This window comes from Gilliamella sp. X-60 (genome assembly GCF_057063585.1).
The window spans coordinates 73,317-94,587 of record NZ_JBXSQJ010000007.1 but is presented as its reverse complement, the minus strand read 5'-3'; the positions used below and the strand labels follow the sequence as shown (position 1 = coordinate 94,587).

The following is a 21,271-nucleotide window of genomic DNA, read 5'->3' as shown; positions in this document are numbered from 1 at the left end:
GTGATTAAAGTGAAAAAAATTATATCTGTTCTTGGTGTTAGTGCAGCATTACTATTTGCAGGTTTTGCAAATGCTGAAGTTAAAATTGGTGTCGTTGATGTTATGGGTGTATTACAACGTATGCCTCAACGCGAATCGGTTGGTAAAGCATTGGATAGTGAATTTGAAGCGAGAGCTAAATCATTACAAGCAGAAGAAAAAAAGGCAGGCGAAGCTGCCGCTCGTCTGAAGAAAGATGGTTTAACATTGTCTTCTTCTGAAAAGACGAAATTAAATAAGACAATTTCTGATTTTGAAAATAAAGCAAAGGCGTTTTCAGCGGATTATCGTAAACGTGAAACTGAAGAAGCAGGTAAATTATTAACTAAAATCCAAGAGGCTGTAAAAGATATTGTTGCAACCGAAAAATACGATATTATCTTAAAAGCCGAAGCAACATTATCAGCGTCAGATGCAGTTGATATTTCAGATAAAGTGCTGGAAAAGGTTAAATAATAATGTTTGCTTTTCGTTTAGCGCAACTGGCTGAGCAACTTGATGCTAAGTTACACGGTGATAGTGATTTAACTATCACTGGTATAGCATCAATGAGAAGTGCAGTATTTGGACAAATTACTTTTTTGTCTGATAAAAAGTTACAAAGTAATTTATTAGAGTGTAGAGCTTCTGCAGTTGTCATGACTGAAGAAAGCCTTGAACATTGGAACGGGGCTGCTCTTATTGTAAAAAATCCTTATCTTGCATACGCAAAATTAGCGCAAATCCTTGATACAACGCCAACACCAGCAAAAGATATTGCACCAACGGCAGTCATTGATTCAACTGCTCAGCTCGGTCACAATATTTCGATAGGCGCTAATGCAGTTATCGAAAGCGGTGTTGTATTAGGCGATAATTGTATTATTGGTGCTGGTTGCTTTATTGGTAAAGATACAACAATAGGTGCAGGTACAAAATTGTGGGCTAATGTCACAGTTTATCATAATTGTGTTATTGGCGAAAATTGCTTAGTGCAATCAAGCACTGTGATTGGTGCAGATGGCTTTGGTTATGCAAATGATAAAGGGAAATGGATTAAAATTCCCCAATTAGGTCGTGTTGTTATTGGTAATAATGTTGAAATTGGTGCCTCAACAACAATTGATCGTGGTGCGTTAGATGATACTGTTATAGGTAACGGTGTGATTATTGATAATCAATGCCAAATAGCGCATAACGATATTATTGGCGATCATACAGCGGTAGCGGGTGGTGTTATTATGGCTGGAAGCCTAACCATTGGACGCCATTGCTTAATTGGCGGTGCTAGTGTTATTAATGGGCACATGGAAATATGTGATCAAGTTACAGTCACTGGTATGGGGATGGTGATGCGTCCAATAACTGAGCCGGGTGTTTATTCATCAGGTATTCCATTACAAAAGAATAAAGTATGGCGAAAAACGGCTTCATTAGTTTTACATATTGACGAAATGAATAAACGTTTGAAATCGCTTGAGAAGAAACTATTAAATGTCTCGACGTAGGCGGTTACGGTCGGTATAATGCATGCCTATTTTTTAAATTTTTTAGCTCAGTTATCGTTTTTATATAATTATGGGCAGATAATATTCAATAATCTCGAGGTATAAAGATGCAAGTTTCGATAGAAACAACACAAGGTTTAGGTCGACGTTTATCAATTACAATTAAATCAGAAGACATCAAAAAAGCGGTTGATAAAGAACTCATTAGTACTGCAAAAAAAGTACGTATTGACGGTTTTCGTAAAGGAAAAGTACCTTTAAAAATTGTTGAGCAACGTTATGGCGCTTCTATTTTGCAAGATGCATTAAGTGATTTAATGCAACGAAATTTTGTTGAAGCAATTATTCAAGAAAAATTAAATCCAGCAGGTGCCCCAACTTATACGCCACAAGAATATAAAGATGGCGAAGACTATACGTTTACTGTTGAATTTGAAGTTTACCCTGAAATCAAAGTTGAGAATTTAGACAAAATTGAAGTTGAAAAGCCTGTAGCAGAAGTTGTAGACGCTGATATCGAAACAATGATTGAAACTTTACGCAAGCAACAAGGTGCTTGGAAAGAAGTTAAAAAAGCCGCTAAAGAGCAGTATCGAGTTACTTTGGATTTTGTTGGTCAAGTCGATGGTGCTGAATTTGAAGGTGGTAAGGCTAATGATTTTGCATTGGTATTGGGTCAAGGTCGTATGATTCCTGGTTTTGAAGATGCAATTATTGGTCGTCAAGTAGGTGATCAATTTGATATTAATGTGACTTTCCCTGAAGATTATCATGCTGAAAATTTAAAAGGTAAGCCGGCTATATTTGCGGCAACACTAAAAAAAGTTGAAGAACTTGAATTACCAGAACTTACTGAAGATGTTATTAAACGATTTGGTATTGTTGATGGTACTGTTGAAAGCCTGCGAGCTGAAGTTCGTAAGAACATGACACGTGAGCTCAATGCAACAATTCGTAATAAAGTCAAAGTACAAGCTATTGATGGTTTAGTTAAAAATAATGAAATTGATGTACCAGTGGCATTAATTGATCGTGAAGTTGATGTATTACGTAAACAAGCATTATCTCGTTTTGGTGGTAATGTAAAACAAGGTATGGAGTTACCTAAAGAACTATTTGAAGCTGAGGCAAGAAAACGGGTTGCTACTGGTTTATTATTTAGTGAAATTATTGAAAGTAATAAATTGACTGCTGATGAAGAGCGTGTTCAGACATTAATTGATGAGATTGCAACTGCATATGAAGATCCAAAAGAAGTTTTAGAATATTATCGCAAAGATAAAAAAGCGATGGAAAATATTCGAGCTGTAGCATTAGAGGATCAAGTTGTTGATCTATTATTAGCTAGTGCAAAAGTAACAGAAAAGAATTATTCGTTTTCCGAATTAATGAACCAGCAAATTGCTTAATCTATTAGCTTTTTCATTTAATTTAAAAAATCACTTAAAAGCCCAAATAAGGATCGTCTGTTTGGGCTATTTTGTTTAATTAGGAGATAAAAATGCCTTTAGAACCATATATGGGTGTTATTCCAATGGTTGTTGAGCAAAGTTCTCGTGGCGAACGAGCTTACGATATTTACTCACGATTATTAAAAGAGCGAGTTATATTTTTGACTGGACAAGTTGAAGATAATATGGCAAATCTAATTATCGCTCAAATGTTATTTCTAGAAGCTGAAAATCCTGATAAAGATATCTATTTATATATTAATTCACCAGGTGGTGTTGTGACTGCTGGCATGGCTATTTATGACACAATGCAATTTATAAAACCAGATGTCAGTACAATTTGTTTAGGACAGGCGTGTTCAATGGGATCATTACTTCTAACAGCGGGTACTAAAGGTAAACGTTATTGTTTACCTAATGCTCGAGTAATGATTCACCAACCATTAGGTGGTTTCCAAGGTCAGGCTTCTGATATTCAAATACATGCGCAAGAGATTTTACAGGTAAAAAATCGCTTAAATACAATTTTAGCAATGCACACAGGTCAAGACATTAGTGTGATTGAAAAAGATACCGATCGTGATAATTTTATGTCTGCCGATAAAGCGGTTGAATATGGCTTAGTTGATGCCATATATAGTAAACGATCTTAATATTAAATAGGTGGTAAAAGTGAATAAAGAAAGTTCAGAAAAATTACTCTATTGTACTTTTTGTGGTAAAAGCGAGCATGAAGTCCGTAAACTTATTGCTGGTCCATCATCTATTTATATTTGCAACGAATGCATAGGATTATGCAATGATATTCTAAAAGAAGAGACAAAAAGTTTCCTTTCTCACGAAGAGTTTATCAATCAACCATTACCAACACCACATGAAATTAGAAAACATCTTGATGAGTATGTGATTGGTCAAGAACGTGCAAAAAAAGTTTTAGCAGTCGCTGTGTATAATCATTACAAGCGATTACGTAATTATGCACGTCGCAGTGATGTTGAATTAGGTAAAAGTAATATTTTGCTCATAGGACCAACAGGTAGTGGTAAAACATTATTAGCGGAAACATTAGCTCGCTTTTTAGATGTACCTTTTGCAATGGCGGATGCAACAACGTTAACTGAAGCTGGTTATGTTGGTGAAGATGTAGAAAATATTATCCAAAAATTATTACAGAACTGTGACTATGATGTCGAAAAAGCTCAGCGCGGGATTATTTATGTTGATGAAATAGATAAAATTTCGCGAAAATCGGATAATCCCTCTATTACTCGAGATGTATCAGGCGAAGGGGTTCAACAAGCCTTATTGAAAATTATTGAGGGTACTATTGCTTCTGTTCCGCCAAAAGGTGGACGTAAGCATCCTCAGCAAGAGTTTTTACAAGTGGATACTTCAAAGATCTTGTTTATTTGTGGCGGAGCATTTAGCGGGCTTGATAAAGTTATCGAAAATCGTGTGTCAACTAATACAGGAATAGGTTTCGGCGCTGATGTAAAAAGCACTAAAAATAAAGTTTCTGAATCAGAATTATTAGCACAAATTGAGGTTGAAGATTTAGTGAAGTTTGGATTAATTCCAGAATTTATAGGAAGATTACCCGTTATAGGTACATTATCTGAACTGGATAAAAATGCCTTAATTAATATTTTAACTGAGCCTAAAAATGCTTTGACTAAACAATTTCAAACTTTAATTGAGTTAGATGGTGTCGAACTTGAGTTTACTAAAGAAGCGTTGGATGCTATTGCTATAAAAGCAATGCAACGAAAAACTGGTGCGCGAGGTTTGCGTTCGATTGTGGAAAATATATTATTAGATACTATGTACGACTTACCATCAATGACTGCTATAAAAAAAGTGATTGTAGAAAAAGAAACTGTTGAGCGATCCCAATCGCCGAAGTTAGTGCATTGTGAAGGTGCTGAACTTTCTGCTTGAAATAAAAACTTGCCATCATATATATGATGGCAAGAACGATAACCTCAAACTCATATTTAAGTCAAATTTCCATAAATGCTGTCAAAATGTTCCAGAAATAGTGTATGTTTAAATCCAGAAAGATCGACTTGAATATCTTAAAACGATCCCAATATTGATCTAATGGATTTGTACTACTAGAGAGAATGAAATGAAAATAAAACGAACCAAACACATGACTATGCCTATTTTACCATTGCGTGATGTTGTTGTATTTCCACATATGGTAATCCCTCTCTTTGTTGGTCGAAGTAAATCAATACGTTGCCTAGAAGGGGCAATGGAAATGGATAAGCAAGTCTTTCTTGTAACTCAAAAAAATCCTTCTCAAGATGATCCAAAGATTGATGATCTATATGAAGTCGGAACTGTGGCTAATATTTTACAGTTACTTCAATTGCCTGATGGAACAGTAAAAGTCCTAGTTGAAGGTGTTGAACGGGCTCAAATGATTAATGTTGTTGAGCAGGAGAGCAATGAATTTTTGATTGCAGAAGTTAAGCCATTAAGCGAAGTAAAAAAAGCTGATGATATAAGTGAAGCTATGATTCGCTTAACTTTATCTAATTTTGATGAATACTCAAAGCTTAACAAAAAAATAACTCAGGAAGTTGTTGATTCTATTCGCTTACTTAAAGAACCGTCTCGTTTAGCAGACTCTATTGCCGCTACGCTATTTTTAAAGGTCGAACAAAAGCAAGAGATTTTGGTAACCGCTAATCTTGTAAAGCGTTTTGAATTGCTTATTTCATTGATGGAATCAGAAATTGATTTATTACAAGTTGAAAAAAACATTCGACAACGTGTTAAACAGCAAATGGAAAAGGCTCAAAAAGAGTATTATCTTAATGAGCAAATTAAAGCTATTCATAAAGAGTTAGGAGATATAGATAGTAAACCTGATGAATATGAAGAGTTAAAAGAAAAAATTACTAAAGCTAAAATGCCAAAAGAGGCTACAGACAAAGCATTAGCTGAACTTAATAAATTAAAAATGATGCCGGCAATGTCTGCTGAAGCGACAGTTGTTCGAAGTTATATTGATTGGATGATTCAAGTTCCTTGGTATAAGCGTAGTAAAGTTAAAAAAGATATTGAAGGTGCACAAAAAGTTTTAGATAAGGATCATTATGGACTTGAACGTGTAAAAGATAGAATTTTAGAATATTTGGCAGTTCAGGGGCGTGTTAATAAAGTTAAAGGTCCTATTTTATGTTTGGTTGGACCTCCTGGGGTGGGTAAAACCTCGCTAGGTCAATCGATAGCTAAAGCAACAGGACGCCAGTATATTCGCATGGCTTTAGGTGGTGTGCGCGATGAGGCAGAGATTCGTGGGCATAGACGCACTTACATTGGCTCAATGCCAGGAAAACTAATTCAGCGTATGGCAAAAGTAGGCGTTAAGAACCCATTATTCTTATTAGATGAAATTGATAAGATGGCTTCGGATATGCGAGGTGATCCTGCGTCAGCATTATTAGAAGTACTTGATCCAGAGCAAAATAATGCCTTTAGCGACCATTATTTAGAAGTTGATTATGATTTATCTGATGTGATGTTTGTTGCTACCGCTAACTCTATGAATATTCCTGCGCCATTGTTGGATAGAATGGAAGTTATTCGTCTCTCTGGTTATACGGAAGACGAAAAGATGAATATTGCCAAGCAGCACTTGATTACTAAACAGATAGAAAATAATGGTTTAAAAACAAAAGAAATTAGTATTGATGACTCAGCTATTATCGGTATTATTCGTTATTATACTCGGGAAGCAGGTGTTCGAAGTTTAGAAAGAGAAATTGCAAAAATTTGCCGTAAAGTTGTTAAACAATTAGCGTTAGATAGCAAATTGAAGAAAGTTATTGTGACACAAGATAACTTAAAAGATTTCTTGGGAATACAGCGTTTTGATTATGGTAAAACGGATAATGAAAACCGTATCGGTCAAGTTATTGGTCTTGCATGGACTGAAGTCGGTGGAGACTTGCTTACCATTGAATCAGTAAGTGTATTAGGTAAAGGAAAATTAACTTACACGGGTTCATTAGGTGATGTTATGCAAGAGTCAATTCAAACCGCATTAACGGTTGTTCGATCTCGTGCAGAAAAATTGGGTATTAGTAGTGATTTTTATGAAAAACGCGATATCCATGTGCATGTACCCGATGGAGCAACGCCAAAAGATGGACCAAGTGCAGGTATTGCAATGTGTACTTCGCTAATTTCAACATTAACGGGTAATCCTGTTCGTTCTGATGTTGCAATGACGGGCGAAATAACATTACGTGGCGAAGTTTTACCTATCGGTGGACTAAAAGAGAAGTTATTAGCTGCACACCGAGGGGGAATTAAAACTGTATTGATTCCAATAGATAATGTAAAAGATTTGGAAGAAATCCCCGATAATGTGAAATCTGAAGTTGATATACATCCAGTCAAATGGATTGACGAGGTGCTCACAATTGCACTGCAAAATAACCCATTTGGTATGGAACCAGTGGATAAAAAAGTAACATTAAAAAAAACGTCTAAAAAGGCTATTAATAAATTAAAAAGTAGTGTTGATAGTTCTGTCAGATTAAACTAATTATTTTTTATTAATAAAGATCAACTTAATGTTGATCTTTTTTTTTGGAGACTTAACATTCAGACAATAGCCAATTTAGTTAAATATGCTATACTTTCAAAATTCACATTAGGTATTTGGAGAATCGCAAGAAATGATGGAAACAATCCGGACAGCAGCAAATAATATTGTTGTTAAGATTATTTTTGCAATAATTATTTTATGTTTTATTTTCACTGGCGTCGGATTTTTAGGCTTTGGAGGTGGTAATAGTGCACGCGATCAGCAGCAATATATCGCAAAAGTTGATGGTGATGGTATAAGTCGAGCTGAATTTGAAGCTCAAGCTAGAGCAGTAACAGCAAATGCTGGAGGAGATAGTTCCTTTATTAAACAGCTGCGTCGTAATGTGTTATCTTATCAGATTGATAATTATTTAGCTTATAAATTTTCACAAAATATTAATCTGGCTATCAGTAATGATCAGATTAAAAAATTTATCGTAAAACAGAAAGATTTTTTTAAAAATGGTAAATTTGATAATCAGACGTATTTAAATCTTTTAGCTGAAAATAATTTTACTCCAAATAGTTATGCTGAAATTATAAGAACTGTATTACAGCAACAACAAGCAATTAATGCGCTAACAAGTAGTAGTTTTGTTTTGCCAATTGATTCTGAAATATCTTCACTCAAAAATCAAATTAGAAGCGTATATGCAACCTCAGTTGATACTTCTGTAAGTGATATTGATGAGGCGAATATTACCTTAGAAGACGAACAAAAATATTACAACGAACATTTAAAAGAGTTTTTTAAAAATGAGCGCGTAAAAGTAAAATATATTGTGATTTCTGAAGATATAGTGAGAAAAACAATTGGTGTTACTGAAGACGAGCTTAAAAATGAGTATAATAAAAATATCAAAATTTATTCATATCCTGCTAAGAAAGCTTATAGTATAATTTTTACTACGGATAAAGAACAAGCTAGGAATATTGCTAAAAACCTTTCATCTGGGGCTAATTTTGAACGTATAGCTAAAACAATTAATCAAAATAGTGATCTTTCACCATATGGCAAAAATGGTTCATTGGGTTGGTTTGCTGATGATGACTCTTTACCTCAAGTGTTTAAAGATGCCCAGTTAAAAAAAATTGGGAAAGTTTCAACACCAATCCCCGTTGATGGTGGTTATGCAATAGTGAAATTAGACGGTGTACAACCGGCAAAATCTATGGCTTTTGATTTTGTGAAGTATCAAATTGACTCAAAACTTAATAAACAAAAAATACAACAAGCTTTAGAAAGTGAAGAAAATAAAATTAAAAATGCATTGAAAGATTCTCCAAAGACTATTGAAGAACTTGCTAACAAAGTTGGGCTTGAAGTAAGAAGTACTGATTGGATGTCTTTCAATGATAAGTTATCAATTACTACTCATCCTGAAGTTAGCGATGTCGTTTTTAGTGAAGAAATGATCGTAGATGGTAAAGCAACGGAAAAAATTTCTGATTTAATCACAGCTAACAGAAATTATGGGCAGTATGATTTTGTTGTGCAAACAATGGACTATCGCCCTGAAGGTATAGCACCATTTGATGAAGTTAAAGATAAAATTCATAAAAAACTCTTTAACGAAATGGCTCAAAACCAATTTAAATCGAGTGTTAATAATATATTGACCCAATTAAATGAAACTGGCAGTGCTAAAAATGTGAAGTTTGCAAAAAAATACACTTTGAGTCGAAATTCAACTGAACTCGATCAAAAAGTTGTTAATATGGTCTTTAATTTAAATCTTTCTGCATCAGGAAAACCTGTTTATGGTGCGGAAGTTTTAGATGATAAAAATGCTTATATTGTTGCACTAACTAAGGTAGATACACCAAATGAATATAAAGATATTTCTTCTGAGTTGTTACCTCTATTCATTAATAATACACATTCTTATCTTGCTGCAGATATACGTTCTAAAGCCAAAATAGAAATTATGCCTGATTCGAATTTGTGATTTAACTCCCAAAATAGTAGCAATAAAAGAAAAAAAGAAAAGCCACCTAGGTGGCTTTTCGCATTTTTATAATTCATGAAATTTTTTTATTTGATTAATTGAGATAGTGATAAAGCAAATTTACTTGCGTAACTATTTTTAGAGGTTAATCAAATGAAAGCATTTTTACTATTAGGTATTTTGTTATCAAGTTTTGTTGTTCCAAATACAAGTTTTGCCGACTCGGTTCCTGCAACGCCTGCACCAGTTAAACAGGAACAAAAACAAGTTGTCCAAGTCAATATTAATACTGCAACGGCAGAAGAACTATCAAAAGTATTGACGGGGATTGGAGTGAGTAAAGCAAAAAGAATTATTGAGTATCGAGAAAAATTTGGACCTTTTGTTTCAGTTGAGCAATTAAAAGATGTTTCGGGTATTGGACAGGCAATACTGGACAAAAATGCTGGCAAAATCACATTATAATTTATTATTTCCACCAATTAATATTGGTGGAAATAATAGCATCCTAATTATCAATAGGATCTACATCAATACTCCATCTTACTTTTGATGTTTCACTCCATTTAGCGATTATGATTAATAATTGATCCAATATTCGTTGTAATTGTTGCCTATTTGTATGTTGAAGAAGTAATTGCCAACGATGATAACCCGCTTTCTTTGGTTGATTAGCCGGCATTGGTCCAAGTTGCCATAAAGTATGATCACAATGAACTTTTAGCCAATCATGAATATGCTGTAAAAATGCTGGAGCATTATGATTATTGCGATCTGCGGCACGGATTAATGCTTGGTAACTAAATGGTGGTAATTGTGTCTGTTGCCGTTCTTGTAGTGTCAGTTTAGCGAATTTTGGGTAGCCTTCAGTAAGTAAAACGTTGAGTAAAGGGTGATCCGGATGATACGTTTGTAAAATAACTTGGCCTGCTTTTGCTTCACGGCCGGCTCTTCCTGATACTTGAGTATAAATCTGCGCAAACCGTTCTGTTGCTCGAAAATCACTTGAAAATAAAGCACCATCAACATCAACAATTCCAACCAAAGTAACATCGGGAAAGTGGTGTCCCTTAGCTAAAATTTGTGTGCCAACTAAAATGTGAGCCCCACCTTGTTCGATACTTTGTAGATAGTTATCTAATGCACTTTTTTTACTCACTGTATCTCGATCGATACGACTAATTTTAATTTTTGGAAAAAGAATCTCAAGCTGTTGTTCCAGTTGTTCAGTCCCAAATCCAATCGGTATTAGATGAGTGGAGCCACATTTTGGACATTGTTTTGGGATTGTTCTAGGTGTATCACAATAGTGGCAAATCAATTTTTGTTGTTTGTGGTGAAGTGTATAAGGCCTATCACAACGAGGACATTCAGCAATCCAACCACAATCATGACATATTAATAATGGTGAAAATCCTCGACGATTTAAAAATAACATTACTTGATTATTATTAGCTAAATGTTTTTTTATTTGCTCTATTAGTGGTTGAGATAGACCGGCCGCAAGTACTAACCCTCGCAAATCCAAAATCGACTGTCTGGCCAGTGTTGCATTACCGGCTCTTTCGGTTAACTGTAATAAATGGTACTTATGGTTTTGTGCATTATTGAGTGTTTCAAGCGATGGTGTTGCAGATCCTAAAATAACCGGAATATTGTTAAATTTAGCTCGAATAATCGCTAAATCTCGTGCATGATACCGCCACCCCTCTTGTTGTTTATAAGAACTATCATGCTCTTCATCAATAATAATTACACCCAAATCTTTAAATGGGGTAAAGAGCGACGATCGTGTACCTACAACAATTGCGTTTTCTCCTTTTTTACTTCTTAACCAAACTGTGAATCTTTGTTTATCGGTTAATCCTGAGTGTAAAATATCAATTGGTGCATTAAAACGCTGTTCAAAACGTTTAATTGTTTGTGGTGTTAATCCAATTTCAGGAACGAGTACTAATGCTTGCTTACCAGCAGCTAAAATATTAGAGAGTACATTTAAATAAACTTCTGTTTTGCCTGAGCCAGTGACACCTTCCAGCAAAAATACCTCAAATTGGTGATTTTGTTTATTGATTGTTTCTATAGCATATGACTGTTCCTTATTTAACTGAATTGAACTCGCATTAGTCGAAAAGTTTGTTTGCCATTGAACATCTTCTGGCTGGTAGCTGACTTGTTCTATAAGTTGTTTTTTCTGTAATTCGTGATAGATGGTGTTACTTACGTTAGTGTCAGAAATAGTATTATTTCTAAATGATGATAGTAATAATTTTTGTTTTGGGGTTCGTGATAGCGATTGCAAATCAATCTGCTTCCCCAATTTTGTTAATTGCCATTGTTTGGTTTCACCTTTGACTGCCAGATGTCCTTGCCTGAGTAAAGTAGGCATAGCATGGAATAGAACCTCACCAATTGGATAATGGTAATAACCAGCAGCCCAGTTTAATAACTGCCAAATAGATGGCGTAAAAACAGGCTCCGTATCAATAATTGTAGTAACAGTTTTTAAATTTTTAATATCAAATTCAGTTTTTTCATCAATACTAACAATAATCCCTATTGCGTCTGCGTCACGTTTGCCAAAAGGAACTCTAACCCGCATTCCGATTTGGGCAGGCTTTGTTAGGTGATAGTCAAATAGTTGGTAAAGTGGAACAGGTAAGGCTATATGAGCGATAAGCATTAAAAAATCACAAATATTATAATTAATATAAAACTATATTGTACGCAGTTTTTACTTAACCCGCAAAAACTATGAGAAGCAATTTATTATTATTAGAATATTTTGTTTACTTATCGGTATTTATTTCTTCATAGGATAAAATCGAAAAGTGGTAACTATTGGTAAAATTTGCTATCTTGGATATAGTTGATGATTTATAAATTATTGAGGATTTAAGGGTGCACAAATCATTTTCTCATATTAATCAGCGTGGTGATGCTCATATGGTTGATGTTTCAGATAAACAGATAACAACGCGAGAAGCCAGCGCTGAGTCATTGGTCTTAATGAATTCTGATACACTGAATATGATTATTGAAGGTAAACATCATAAAGGCGATGTTTTTGCAACGGCAAGAATTGCAGGCATTCAAGCAGCCAAGAAAACTTGGGAGCTTATTCCACTTTGTCATCCTCTTTGTTTAAGTAAAATTGAAATTAACATAGAAGCAGATAGAATCAAAAATTGTATTCGAATCCAATCTTTTTGTCGATTAAATGGACAAACAGGTGTTGAAATGGAGGCGATGGTTGCCGCATCAGTTGCAGCCTTAACTATCTATGATATGTGCAAGGCAGTACAAAAGGATATGGTAATTAGTCAAGTAAGGTTATTAACCAAGAGTGGTGGCAAGTCAGGCGATTTTATCGCCCAAAAAGTTTAATAGAGATAAGATGAATAAAGTTATTTTTTTTGCTCAAATTAGAGAATTAGTCGGAACTGATTGTATTATGTTAGATGCTAATCAACTTTCAGTATCTCACCTTATCGATCAGTTAAGTGAACGTGGCGAGAAATGGTTATTAGCATTTAAGGAAAATACTGTTTTATGTGCGGTGAATCAAACATTGGTTGATCTTAATTATATAATTCAAGGTGGCGATGAAATTGCATTCTTTCCGCCTGTAACAGGCGGGTAACGTTATGGATCTTATCAAAGTTAGTAAAGAGCCTATCAATGTTAATAAGCTAAACGATTGGCTTTCACAATTACCGCAAGATGGTGCTGTTGTCTCTTTTATGGGCAAAGTCCGTTGTAATGAATCACAAACGATAAGTCTCTTTTTAGAACATTATGCCGGAATGACTGAAAAAGTATTGGCGAATATTATTGCTCAAGCTAGAGGGCGGTGGCAATTAAGCCGAATTGCAATAATCCATCGAGTGGGCGAAATTGATGCAAATGAACAGATTGTTTTTGTGGGAGTAAGTAGTGCACATCGCTCAGATGCGTTTGCTGCCACAGAGTTTATTATGGATATTTTAAAAAACGAAGCTCCTTTTTGGAAGAAAGAGCGAACGCCTTATGGAGAAAGTTGGATTGAGGCAAAAAAAACAGATATAAAGGCATTGAAAAAATGGTATTAGCGGTTATTTAGGTTATAATAGTACAAAGTTATATCATTCTTTTTATTGAGAGGTAATTAATGAACAATTATTCACCTAACGGTTCAATTATTGAACAAACAGGTAGTCGCATTCAAACATATATGAGCCATGTTTATGGTTGGATGACAGTCGGATTATTATTAACAGCTTTGGTAGCTTGGTTTGCATCTAATAATCTTGAGCTTTTGAACATACTATATAAAGGTATGTGGGTATTGCTTATAGCTGAACTTGGTTTAGTTTTTGTCATCTCGGGCTTGATTAATCGCCTGTCTGGATCGGTTGCGACCACATTATTTATGCTTTATTCAGTTTTAAATGGGTGTACGTTCTCGATTTACTTTATTGTTTATACTTCATCTTCAATAGCAAGCGTATTTTTTATTACAGCTGGTATGTTTGCTGCTTTGGCTTTTTACGGCTATACAACTAAACGAGATCTATCTGGTTTTGGACGTTTCTTATTTATGGGATTAATTGGTATCGTTATTGCTTCAATAGTTAATATCTTTATGCATAGCGAGCCGTTAATGTGGACTATTACTTATATTGGTGTATTTGTTTTTGCAGGATTAACTGCTTATGATACGCAAAAACTTAAAGCATTAGGTGATCAATTATCACAAGATGACCCTAATATGTTTAGACGGTTTGTTATTTTAGGTGCACTAACCCTTTACCTTGATTTCATTAACTTATTCATTATGTTATTAAGAATCTTTGCAGATCGTCGATAATTTTATTTAATTCAAATAAAAGGGCTCTAAGTTGAGCCCTTTTTGTTAAAATTCTATTAGTAATTTATTTTGTAGTGCTACTTTATTAAAAAAATTCAGGAAAGCACTACGTTTAAGTATAAAATGCTGTAATATGCGTATAATGTATATTGAATTACTTAATCGCAAATATTATGAAAAAATTATATCTCTTTGTTCTAATTAATATCCTTATCTCATCAATAATAGCAATTCGATTCTTCTTTGTTCCTGGTGCATCATTTAATTTTGTAGGGGTGGCATTTTCAGTATTTGCTGTTTTGGGGCATTTTTTTTCCGCCTACCTATTGCTTTTAATTGTTTGCACTCCTTTGCTTTGGTTTAAACCACCTATTCGTAATATTATTCTTGCTATATTATTCAGCTTTTTTCAAATAGGGTTATATGTTGATACTATTGTTTTTCAGCAATACCGATTTCATATAAATCAGTCTGTTTTATCAATGGTTTTTTCTGGACAAGTTGTTGATTTCTCTATATTGACTTACTTTTTAATGTTTGTGCTTATTGTTATTTCGTTTTGCGCTGAGTGTTTTATTCTTTACATAGTCAACAATAAATTGATTTTACCGCATAAAAAATCGAGAATTGTTTTGTTATCAACAGTTTTTCTTTTTAGCTCATTTTTAATTAGTCATGTTGTGCACATGATTGCTTTTTATTATGCCTATTCGCCTATTATGGTAGTGAAGGAATATATTCCACTTTATCGGCCATTTACGTCGAAAAAAATCATGAGTTTTTTTGATGAAAAAGGGCAACGAAAAGTTGTGTATAGCAAGGATAATAGCAATGCTAGCGTTGATTATCCGAAAAATCCATTAGTGATTAACCCTCAAAATAATAAACTTAAAAATATTATGTTTATTGTATTAGATTCTTGGCGATATGATACCTTTAGTGAAGATATTTCTCCTAATACATTTCATTTTGTTAAGCAAAATAATGGCGTGATTTTTAATAACCATCACTCAACAGGTAATGCGACGCGTACTGGTATTTTTGGGTTGTTTTATGGTATTCCTGGTACATATTGGGATTCATTTTTACGTAATAGTATTCCTTCACTATTTATCACAACTTTACAGAAAGAAAACTATAATATTGGTATTTTTACTTCCGCTAAAGTTACCGCTCCGGAATTTGATCGAACAGCATTTGTCACTATCAAAAATTTGAGAATCAGTAGTAATGATGGTTCGGCTGCTAGTCGAGATAAGCAAATCACTGATGATTGGCTCGCATGGTATAAACGACGAGATACTTCTAGACCGACATTTTCTTTTTTATTTTATGATGCTCCCCATGCTTATGACTTTCCCGACAGTTTTCCAGTGAAATTTAAACCTATTGGTGATCTTAATTATATGACGTTGAATAATGACACAGATCCTTTGCCAATTTTTAATCGTTATAAACAAAGTGTTTATTATGATGATTCTCTATTACAAAATGTCTATGATGAACTTGCTAAATCAAATTCGTTAGATGATACAATTTTGATTATCACTGGTGATCATGCCCAAGAGATGAATGATAATAAACTAGGCTTTTGGGGGCATAATGGTAATTATACTGATGCACAAACAAAGGTGCCTTTTATTCTTATTGGGGCAAGAGAGTTAGAAAACCTTAAAAATAATAGTGTCAAAATGACGAGTCATGAAGATGTCATTCCTACTTTAATGAAACATTATTTATATGTGAAAAATGATATAAGCGATTACTCGACGGGTTATGACTTATTTAATCCGATAACTAATCGTAATTGGCTTTTGATGTCAAATTATAGCTCGTATGCGGTTAGAACATCTGAAAATATTTATTTTGTAAATCGATTAGGAATTAGTCATTATATGGATTTGCATAATCGTGAAACTGATGAAACACCGAATTATCAATCTATTCAAGAGGCGATGAATCATATGCGTTATTTTTTTCAACCAGGAAAAAATAGTTTAAAAAATAAAAACAATTAAGTTATAAAATTGGTGAGAAAAAAACGGGGGAATCATTATCTACCACACGAGGTGGTGGATAATGATCTGGTTATTAACGTACATCGGCACAATTTAGGCAATAAATATAGCGATTTTGAGGGTCGTTAAATTTATTCCATAAGGAAACATGCTGTTGAAGCTCTTTTGCTTCTGGAAGTTGTTCAAAAAATATCTCTGCAGTTGATTTAGGTAACATAGCTATCATATCTGAATAAAATGCATTAAACCAATTTCCTTGTGGTTTTTGCCAGTCAATTTCATAATCAGTTAAATTAGCTAATGTTGCAGCAGTTTCAACGGCATCATCAAAATCACCTAATTTATCAACAAGTCCAATTTTGCTGGCTTCTGAGCCTAACCAAACTTGGCCTTGACCAATTTTGTCAACTTGCTCGGTTGTCATATTTCGTGCTTTTGCTACTAAAGAAATAAATGTTTGATAGCCATTATCAATATTCATTTGAATTAATTGATTCATTTCGAGTGGTAGATCTTTAGTCGCTGTATTATTTGCTAATGGTGATGTGGTTACGCCATCGCTATAAACACCAATATGAGATAAAGATTTTTCAAATGTTGGAATAATACCAAAGATACCGATAGAGCCAGTAATTGTATTTGGGCTTGCAACTATGTAATCAGATGCAGTTGATATCCAATATCCACCCGATGCAGCCATTCCTCCCATAGAGATAACAATGGGAATTTGATAACCACGTAAAGCCTCTAATTCACTACGAATTGCTTCTGATGCATCTACACTCCCCCCAGGGCTATTTACTCGTAAAACTATTGCTTGTATGTTATGTTTATCTAAGTTTTTACGGATGTTTCTTAGCTGTTCCACAATGTCTTGACTACCAGCGATATTACTACTATTTTCACCATCGGTGATAGTGCCATTGACAAATACAACTGCAATCAGTGGTTTGTTGCCCTCGTTATCACCATCTAAATTTTTATTTTTTGATTTAAGTTGATAGTCATAAATGCTGATTTGATGTTGATGAGTCAGCTCAGATTCAAATTGGTAATTAGATGCAATGACATCGACTAATCCATTAGATATAGCATATTGAGCCATATTGCCATTAGTCGCTTTTAAATTTGCCAACATAGTCTCTGGTGTCGGAACTAATTGTGTATCGGCTTTTTTTCGTTGTGACGAAATATCATTAAGGTAGTTGTTCCACATAAGTGTTAACCAACGTGTTGTATTGCTTTTTGCTTCTTCAGACATATCATCCCGAATAAATGGTTCTATGGCTGATTTGTAGGTTCCCACTCTAAAAACGTGCGTATTAATTTTTAAATTATCAAGTAAGGTTTTATAGTATAGGTTGTTTGCTGCTAATCCATATACATTAACAGCACCAAGTGGTGTTAAATAGATTTTATTAGCATAGCTGGCTAAATAATATTGGCTTTGGTTGAAATTTGAACCATATGTATAAATTGGTTTATTTGCCTCACTAAATTTGGTTAAATATTTGCCAATATATTGTAGTGAGCTCATATCTGCACCAACGAAATGATCTAATTTAAGGATGATGCTTGTAATCTTTGGGTCTGTCGTTGCTTGAGCTATTTTCTGAGTTAATTCAAACAAGCTATTTTCACGTGAGGTATTTACTTTTTTGCCATAAATTTTATTCTGTAAAGCATAGATTTCATCACTATAAAGTGTGTTATCGACAATAACACCTTCAATGTCCAAAACCAATGAACCATATTGTGGCACAATTTCTTGTTTTTTTGCTTCTTTGATTAGTGCGATAGTACTAAAGATTAAAATAATAATAATTAAAAATATTAGGTTAAGAAATATTTCTCTAATAAAGTTAATTATTTTCCATATTGATTTAATGACAGATAAAGCAGACATAATAAATGACCCTTTCATAGTAGTTTATCTAATTTTTTTGCTTCGATATTTTTCTTTTTAAAGTATTTTTTGTCTTCAAAACGTAAGCATGTTAGCTTTCCTCCCCAACAACATCCTGTATCAAGTGCATAAATGTTTTCTGGCGTACCCTTTCCGTTTAATGCTGCCCAATGTCCAAACGCGATGCTATATCCGCTTGGAATTTTACTGGGTAACAAAAACCAAGGTTTGAGTTTTGAGGGTGCTTGCTCAAGTGATTGCTTATAATAAAAATCAAGTTGGCCATCCTCGTAGCAAAAACGCATACGAGTTAACGCATTAGCAATATAACGCAGTCGATCTAAACCTTGTAATTCAGAAGACCATTCATCAGGAAAATTACCATACATTTTATCAAGGAATAGGAGATAAGAATCGCTCGATAAGATAGCATTCAGATCGTGAGCACACTTTTTTAGCGTTTCCAGATCCCATTGTGGGGAAATGCCAGCATGAGTCATAATCAACTTTAAAGATTCGTCAATTTGCACCAAAGGTTGTTTACGGAGCCAATTCATCAATTCATCAAAATCTGTTGCATGAATGACATCTTGAAGATTATCCTTTTTTTTTGCCAGCGTAATATTGGCATGGATAGATAATAAATGTAGATCATGATTACCTAATACCAGTCGAATTTGCTTGGCATTATGTTTAACAAATCTTAGGACTTCTAATGATTTTGGGCCTCTAGCAACGAGATCACCTGTTAGCCATAAGGTGTCTGATGATGAAAATTTTGCTTTTTCAAGCACTCGCATAAACTCATCATAACAACCATGAATATCGCCAATAAGTAAGTTTGCCATACTGTTAATTCCATGAGTTTGCAAGTTGACAGTATTGTTGAACTGTTAAGTTTTCAGCACGTAAACTTGGATCAATATTTAATTTAGTTAATTGTTCAGCAGTAAACATATTACTTAAACTGTTACGAATAGTTTTACGTCGTTGATTAAATGCCTCTGTAGTCACCCGAGAAAGTATTTTGATATCATTAACAAAATAAGGTTTTTCCTTATAAGGTATTAATTTAACGACTGCTGAGTCAACTTTTGGGGCTGGTTTAAATGATGTGGGCGGGACTTCAAGAACAGGAATTATCTGACAATAATATTGCGCCATGACACTCAATCTACCGTAATCTTTACTGTTAGGAGCTGCAACTAAACGAGTTACTACTTCTTTTTGTAGCATAAAATGCATATCAGTGATGATATTTGCATATTGAAATAAATGGAACATCAACGGTGTTGAGATATTATAAGGTAAGTTACCAAACACTCTTAATGGTTTACCGAATTGATCTGCTAGCTGATTAAAGTCAAAGGTTAGCGCATCTTGTTCAATAACCGTTATTTTATTGTTTAAAAATGGATTCTCAATTAATCTACTGGCTAGATCTCTGTCAATTTCTATAACGGTTAAATGATCAACATGTTTGCTGACAGGTACTGTTAATGCTGCAAGTCCTGGACCAATTTCGACTAGTGCTTGATCTGCTTTCGGTTGTATAGCGGCAACAATACTTTCGATAATGCCATTATCATGTAAAAAGTTTTGCCCAAATCTCTTACGAGCGAAATGACCTTGGTGAACGCGACTATTCATGGTTATCTTCACCTGTGATTTTAATATAAGCGTCACCTTTTACTTCTTGAATCCAAACCTGAGCTTCTTCAGAGAATTTACGATTAAAAATAAGTCGATAAGCTTGATCCTTTTTCATTGCATTTGTTCCATCAGCTTGTCTTGTATCAATTAATTGAATTAAATGCCAACCATAAGATGACTTTATTGGTTGACTAATTTCTCCTTTTTTTAGCTGAGTTAGAGCAACTTTAAATCCATTATCATAAACTTCTGGGCGATTCCAACCTAAGTTGCCTCCTTTACTAGCCGAACCTGTATCCTCTGAACTCGCTTTAGCGGCAGCCTCAAAGGTTGTTGCACCACTGGTAATTGATTTTCGAATATCGGTTAGTTTTTGTTTTGCAATTTGGTCAGTAACTAATACATTGGTTTTAATCAATATATGGCGAGCATTGACTTCTTGAATTGTAATTTTTTTTGGTGCTTCAGAACGTGTATCATCAACTTTGAGAATATGTAAACCAACCCCTGAACGGATAGGACCAATAATACTACCTTTTGGCGCGCGCACTAAACGTTCTTCAAAGATAGTGGGTAATTCATTAAGTTTACGCCAACCCATACTGCCACCTTTTAAAGCAAGATCATCATTTGAATATGAAGTGGCTAATTTGGCAAAGTTTTCACCTTTTTGAGCTCGATTAATAATATCTTGTGCTTTATTTGTAGCGTTATCGATTTGTTGTTTAGATGCTTTTTCGGGAACAGAAATCAAAATATGACTGATTTTTACATCAATATTGTTGGTTGACTGGCGAGCAATATTTTTTGCCAAGTTTTCCACTTCTTTTTCTGAAACTTTGACTCTAGGTCTTACTTCATGCATTCGCGTTTCTTCTATCAACATGTCATTGTGGATCCTTTCACGATAGGCGCCATAGCTGATTCCCATTGTCGAAAGTCTGCTTCGTAGTTGATCGATGGTCATACCGTTTTCAGCTGCGATTCTATCGATAGCACCGGTTACCTCGTCATCACTAACTGTAATTTTAGCTTTAGCCGCTTTTTGTAAAATTAGATTTTCAATAATTAAACGCTCAATAATTTGTTGTCTAAGTACTTTATCGTTAGGCAGGTTTTTGGGATCGGTACTCGCTTTAATCGTTTTTAACATATCGTTAACATCACTTTCTAAAATGACATTATTATTAACAATTGCTGCAACTTTTTCTATAACTTTAGGTGCGGCATTGGCTGATAATGGAGTTAAAATACCTAAACTTACACTTAGGTTTAAAACGATAAATAGTTTTAATAATTTCATATTCACTC

Annotated in this window: 18 protein-coding genes; 13 read left to right on the top strand and 5 right to left on the bottom strand. The window is 34.2% G+C overall.

The window, feature by feature from the left end:
* Positions 1 to 9: 9 nt before the first annotated feature.
* The 8 genes from ACYIAM_RS05490 (at position 10) to ACYIAM_RS05455 (ending at position 9,999) form a co-directional block, all read left to right on the top strand.
* Positions 10 to 495 (top strand): OmpH family outer membrane protein, encoded by a 486-nt coding sequence (locus ACYIAM_RS05490; RefSeq protein WP_174796683.1) that lies wholly within the window; start codon positions 10 to 12, stop codon positions 493 to 495.
* A 2-nt stretch (positions 496 to 497) separates the two neighbouring features.
* Positions 498 to 1,526: a UDP-3-O-(3-hydroxymyristoyl)glucosamine N-acyltransferase gene (gene lpxD, locus ACYIAM_RS05485; protein ID WP_483747542.1), complete on the top strand. Its 1,029-nt coding sequence runs from the start codon at positions 498 to 500 to the stop codon at positions 1,524 to 1,526.
* 107 nt (positions 1,527 to 1,633) lie between these two features.
* A complete protein-coding gene (gene tig, locus ACYIAM_RS05480) occupies positions 1,634 to 2,935 on the top strand; it encodes a trigger factor (protein ID WP_483747541.1) in 1,302 nt (433 codons plus the stop codon).
* A gap of 92 nt (positions 2,936 to 3,027) precedes the next feature.
* Complete coding sequence (clpP, locus tag ACYIAM_RS05475) at positions 3,028 to 3,630, top strand: ATP-dependent Clp endopeptidase proteolytic subunit ClpP (protein WP_174796680.1); 603 nt, start codon at positions 3,028 to 3,030, stop codon at positions 3,628 to 3,630.
* Between the two features lie 19 nt (positions 3,631 to 3,649).
* Positions 3,650 to 4,915, top strand: a complete 1,266-nt coding sequence (gene clpX, locus ACYIAM_RS05470) for an ATP-dependent protease ATP-binding subunit ClpX (protein WP_446718882.1) — start codon at positions 3,650 to 3,652, stop codon at positions 4,913 to 4,915.
* Positions 4,916 to 5,105: 190 nt separating this feature from the next.
* Positions 5,106 to 7,541 (top strand): endopeptidase La, encoded by a 2,436-nt coding sequence (gene lon / locus ACYIAM_RS05465; RefSeq protein ID WP_483747540.1) that lies wholly within the window; start codon positions 5,106 to 5,108, stop codon positions 7,539 to 7,541.
* Between the two features lie 133 nt (positions 7,542 to 7,674).
* Positions 7,675 to 9,534, top strand: coding sequence for a SurA N-terminal domain-containing protein (locus ACYIAM_RS05460; protein ID WP_483747539.1), 1,860 nt, complete (start codon positions 7,675 to 7,677; stop codon positions 9,532 to 9,534).
* Positions 9,535 to 9,687: 153 nt separating this feature from the next.
* Positions 9,688 to 9,999: a ComEA family DNA-binding protein gene (locus tag ACYIAM_RS05455; protein WP_174796676.1), complete on the top strand. Its 312-nt coding sequence runs from the start codon at positions 9,688 to 9,690 to the stop codon at positions 9,997 to 9,999.
* Between the two features lie 43 nt (positions 10,000 to 10,042).
* Here the strand turns inward: ACYIAM_RS05455 and priA are convergent, their stop codons facing one another.
* Entirely contained in the window at positions 10,043 to 12,217 is a 2,175-nt protein-coding gene (priA, locus tag ACYIAM_RS05450; RefSeq protein WP_483747538.1) for a primosomal protein N', read from the bottom strand.
* A gap of 218 nt (positions 12,218 to 12,435) precedes the next feature.
* On the opposite strand from priA, the gene moaC reads away from it, so the two are divergent.
* From moaC to ACYIAM_RS05425, 5 genes are all read left to right on the top strand, one after another.
* Positions 12,436 to 12,921, top strand: a complete 486-nt coding sequence (moaC, locus tag ACYIAM_RS05445) for a cyclic pyranopterin monophosphate synthase MoaC (protein WP_342354062.1) — start codon at positions 12,436 to 12,438, stop codon at positions 12,919 to 12,921.
* Positions 12,922 to 12,931: 10 nt separating this feature from the next.
* A complete protein-coding gene (gene moaD / locus ACYIAM_RS05440) occupies positions 12,932 to 13,177 on the top strand; it encodes a molybdopterin synthase sulfur carrier subunit (protein ID WP_483747537.1) in 246 nt (81 codons plus the stop codon).
* Positions 13,178 to 13,181: 4 nt separating this feature from the next.
* Complete coding sequence (moaE, locus tag ACYIAM_RS05435) at positions 13,182 to 13,625, top strand: molybdopterin synthase catalytic subunit MoaE (RefSeq protein WP_483747536.1); 444 nt, start codon at positions 13,182 to 13,184, stop codon at positions 13,623 to 13,625.
* A 59-nt stretch (positions 13,626 to 13,684) separates the two neighbouring features.
* Positions 13,685 to 14,383 carry a Bax inhibitor-1/YccA family protein gene (locus ACYIAM_RS05430; protein WP_483747535.1) on the top strand — a complete coding sequence of 233 codons (699 nt, stop codon included), beginning with the start codon at positions 13,685 to 13,687 and terminating at the stop codon, positions 14,381 to 14,383.
* A gap of 173 nt (positions 14,384 to 14,556) precedes the next feature.
* On the top strand, positions 14,557 to 16,401 hold the full coding sequence (locus tag ACYIAM_RS05425; RefSeq protein ID WP_483747534.1) for a sulfatase-like hydrolase/transferase: 1,845 nt from the start codon (positions 14,557 to 14,559) through the stop codon (positions 16,399 to 16,401).
* A gap of 73 nt (positions 16,402 to 16,474) precedes the next feature.
* Here ACYIAM_RS05425 and sppA read toward each other — a convergent pair whose 3' ends face one another.
* Genes sppA through surA form a run of 4 tightly spaced genes read right to left on the bottom strand, consistent with a single transcriptional unit; the run spans position 16,475 to position 21,263 of the window.
* Positions 16,475 to 18,307 (bottom strand): signal peptide peptidase SppA, encoded by a 1,833-nt coding sequence (gene sppA / locus ACYIAM_RS05420; RefSeq protein ID WP_483747533.1) that lies wholly within the window; start codon positions 18,305 to 18,307, stop codon positions 16,475 to 16,477.
* A gap of 14 nt (positions 18,308 to 18,321) precedes the next feature.
* Positions 18,322 to 19,155, bottom strand: a complete 834-nt coding sequence (gene apaH, locus ACYIAM_RS05415) for a bis(5'-nucleosyl)-tetraphosphatase (symmetrical) ApaH (RefSeq protein ID WP_483747532.1) — start codon at positions 19,153 to 19,155, stop codon at positions 18,322 to 18,324.
* A 4-nt stretch (positions 19,156 to 19,159) separates the two neighbouring features.
* Positions 19,160 to 19,957, bottom strand: coding sequence for a 16S rRNA (adenine(1518)-N(6)/adenine(1519)-N(6))-dimethyltransferase RsmA (gene rsmA, locus ACYIAM_RS05410; RefSeq protein ID WP_483747531.1), 798 nt, complete (start codon positions 19,955 to 19,957; stop codon positions 19,160 to 19,162).
* Positions 19,950 to 21,263, bottom strand: coding sequence for a peptidylprolyl isomerase SurA (surA, locus tag ACYIAM_RS05405; RefSeq protein WP_483747530.1), 1,314 nt, complete (start codon positions 21,261 to 21,263; stop codon positions 19,950 to 19,952). Before surA ends, rsmA begins: the two co-directional genes overlap by 8 nt.
* Positions 21,264 to 21,271 lie beyond the last annotated feature (8 nt).

What these genes read in the sequence shown, in the direction of transcription:
- lpxD (WP_483747542.1), top strand. Translation starts at nt 498, where the DNA reads ATGTTTGCTTTTCGTTTAGCGCAACTGGCTGAGCAACTTGATGCTAAG.
- tig (WP_483747541.1), top strand. Translation starts at nt 1,634, where the DNA reads ATGCAAGTTTCGATAGAAACAACACAAGGTTTAGGTCGACGTTTATCA.
- clpP (WP_174796680.1), top strand. Translation starts at nt 3,028, where the DNA reads ATGCCTTTAGAACCATATATGGGTGTTATTCCAATGGTTGTTGAGCAA.
- lon (WP_483747540.1), top strand. Translation starts at nt 5,106, where the DNA reads ATGAAAATAAAACGAACCAAACACATGACTATGCCTATTTTACCATTG.
- ACYIAM_RS05460 (WP_483747539.1), top strand. Translation starts at nt 7,675, where the DNA reads ATGATGGAAACAATCCGGACAGCAGCAAATAATATTGTTGTTAAGATT.
- ACYIAM_RS05455 (WP_174796676.1), top strand. Translation starts at nt 9,688, where the DNA reads ATGAAAGCATTTTTACTATTAGGTATTTTGTTATCAAGTTTTGTTGTT.
- priA (WP_483747538.1), bottom strand. Translation starts at nt 12,217, where the DNA reads ATGCTTATCGCTCATATAGCCTTACCTGTTCCACTTTACCAACTATTT.
- moaD (WP_483747537.1), top strand. Translation starts at nt 12,932, where the DNA reads ATGAATAAAGTTATTTTTTTTGCTCAAATTAGAGAATTAGTCGGAACT.
- moaE (WP_483747536.1), top strand. Translation starts at nt 13,182, where the DNA reads ATGGATCTTATCAAAGTTAGTAAAGAGCCTATCAATGTTAATAAGCTA.
- ACYIAM_RS05430 (WP_483747535.1), top strand. Translation starts at nt 13,685, where the DNA reads ATGAACAATTATTCACCTAACGGTTCAATTATTGAACAAACAGGTAGT.
- ACYIAM_RS05425 (WP_483747534.1), top strand. Translation starts at nt 14,557, where the DNA reads ATGAAAAAATTATATCTCTTTGTTCTAATTAATATCCTTATCTCATCA.
- sppA (WP_483747533.1), bottom strand. Translation starts at nt 18,307, where the DNA reads ATGTCTGCTTTATCTGTCATTAAATCAATATGGAAAATAATTAACTTT.
- apaH (WP_483747532.1), bottom strand. Translation starts at nt 19,155, where the DNA reads ATGGCAAACTTACTTATTGGCGATATTCATGGTTGTTATGATGAGTTT.
- rsmA (WP_483747531.1), bottom strand. Translation starts at nt 19,957, where the DNA reads ATGAATAGTCGCGTTCACCAAGGTCATTTCGCTCGTAAGAGATTTGGG.
- surA (WP_483747530.1), bottom strand. Translation starts at nt 21,263, where the DNA reads ATGAAATTATTAAAACTATTTATCGTTTTAAACCTAAGTGTAAGTTTA.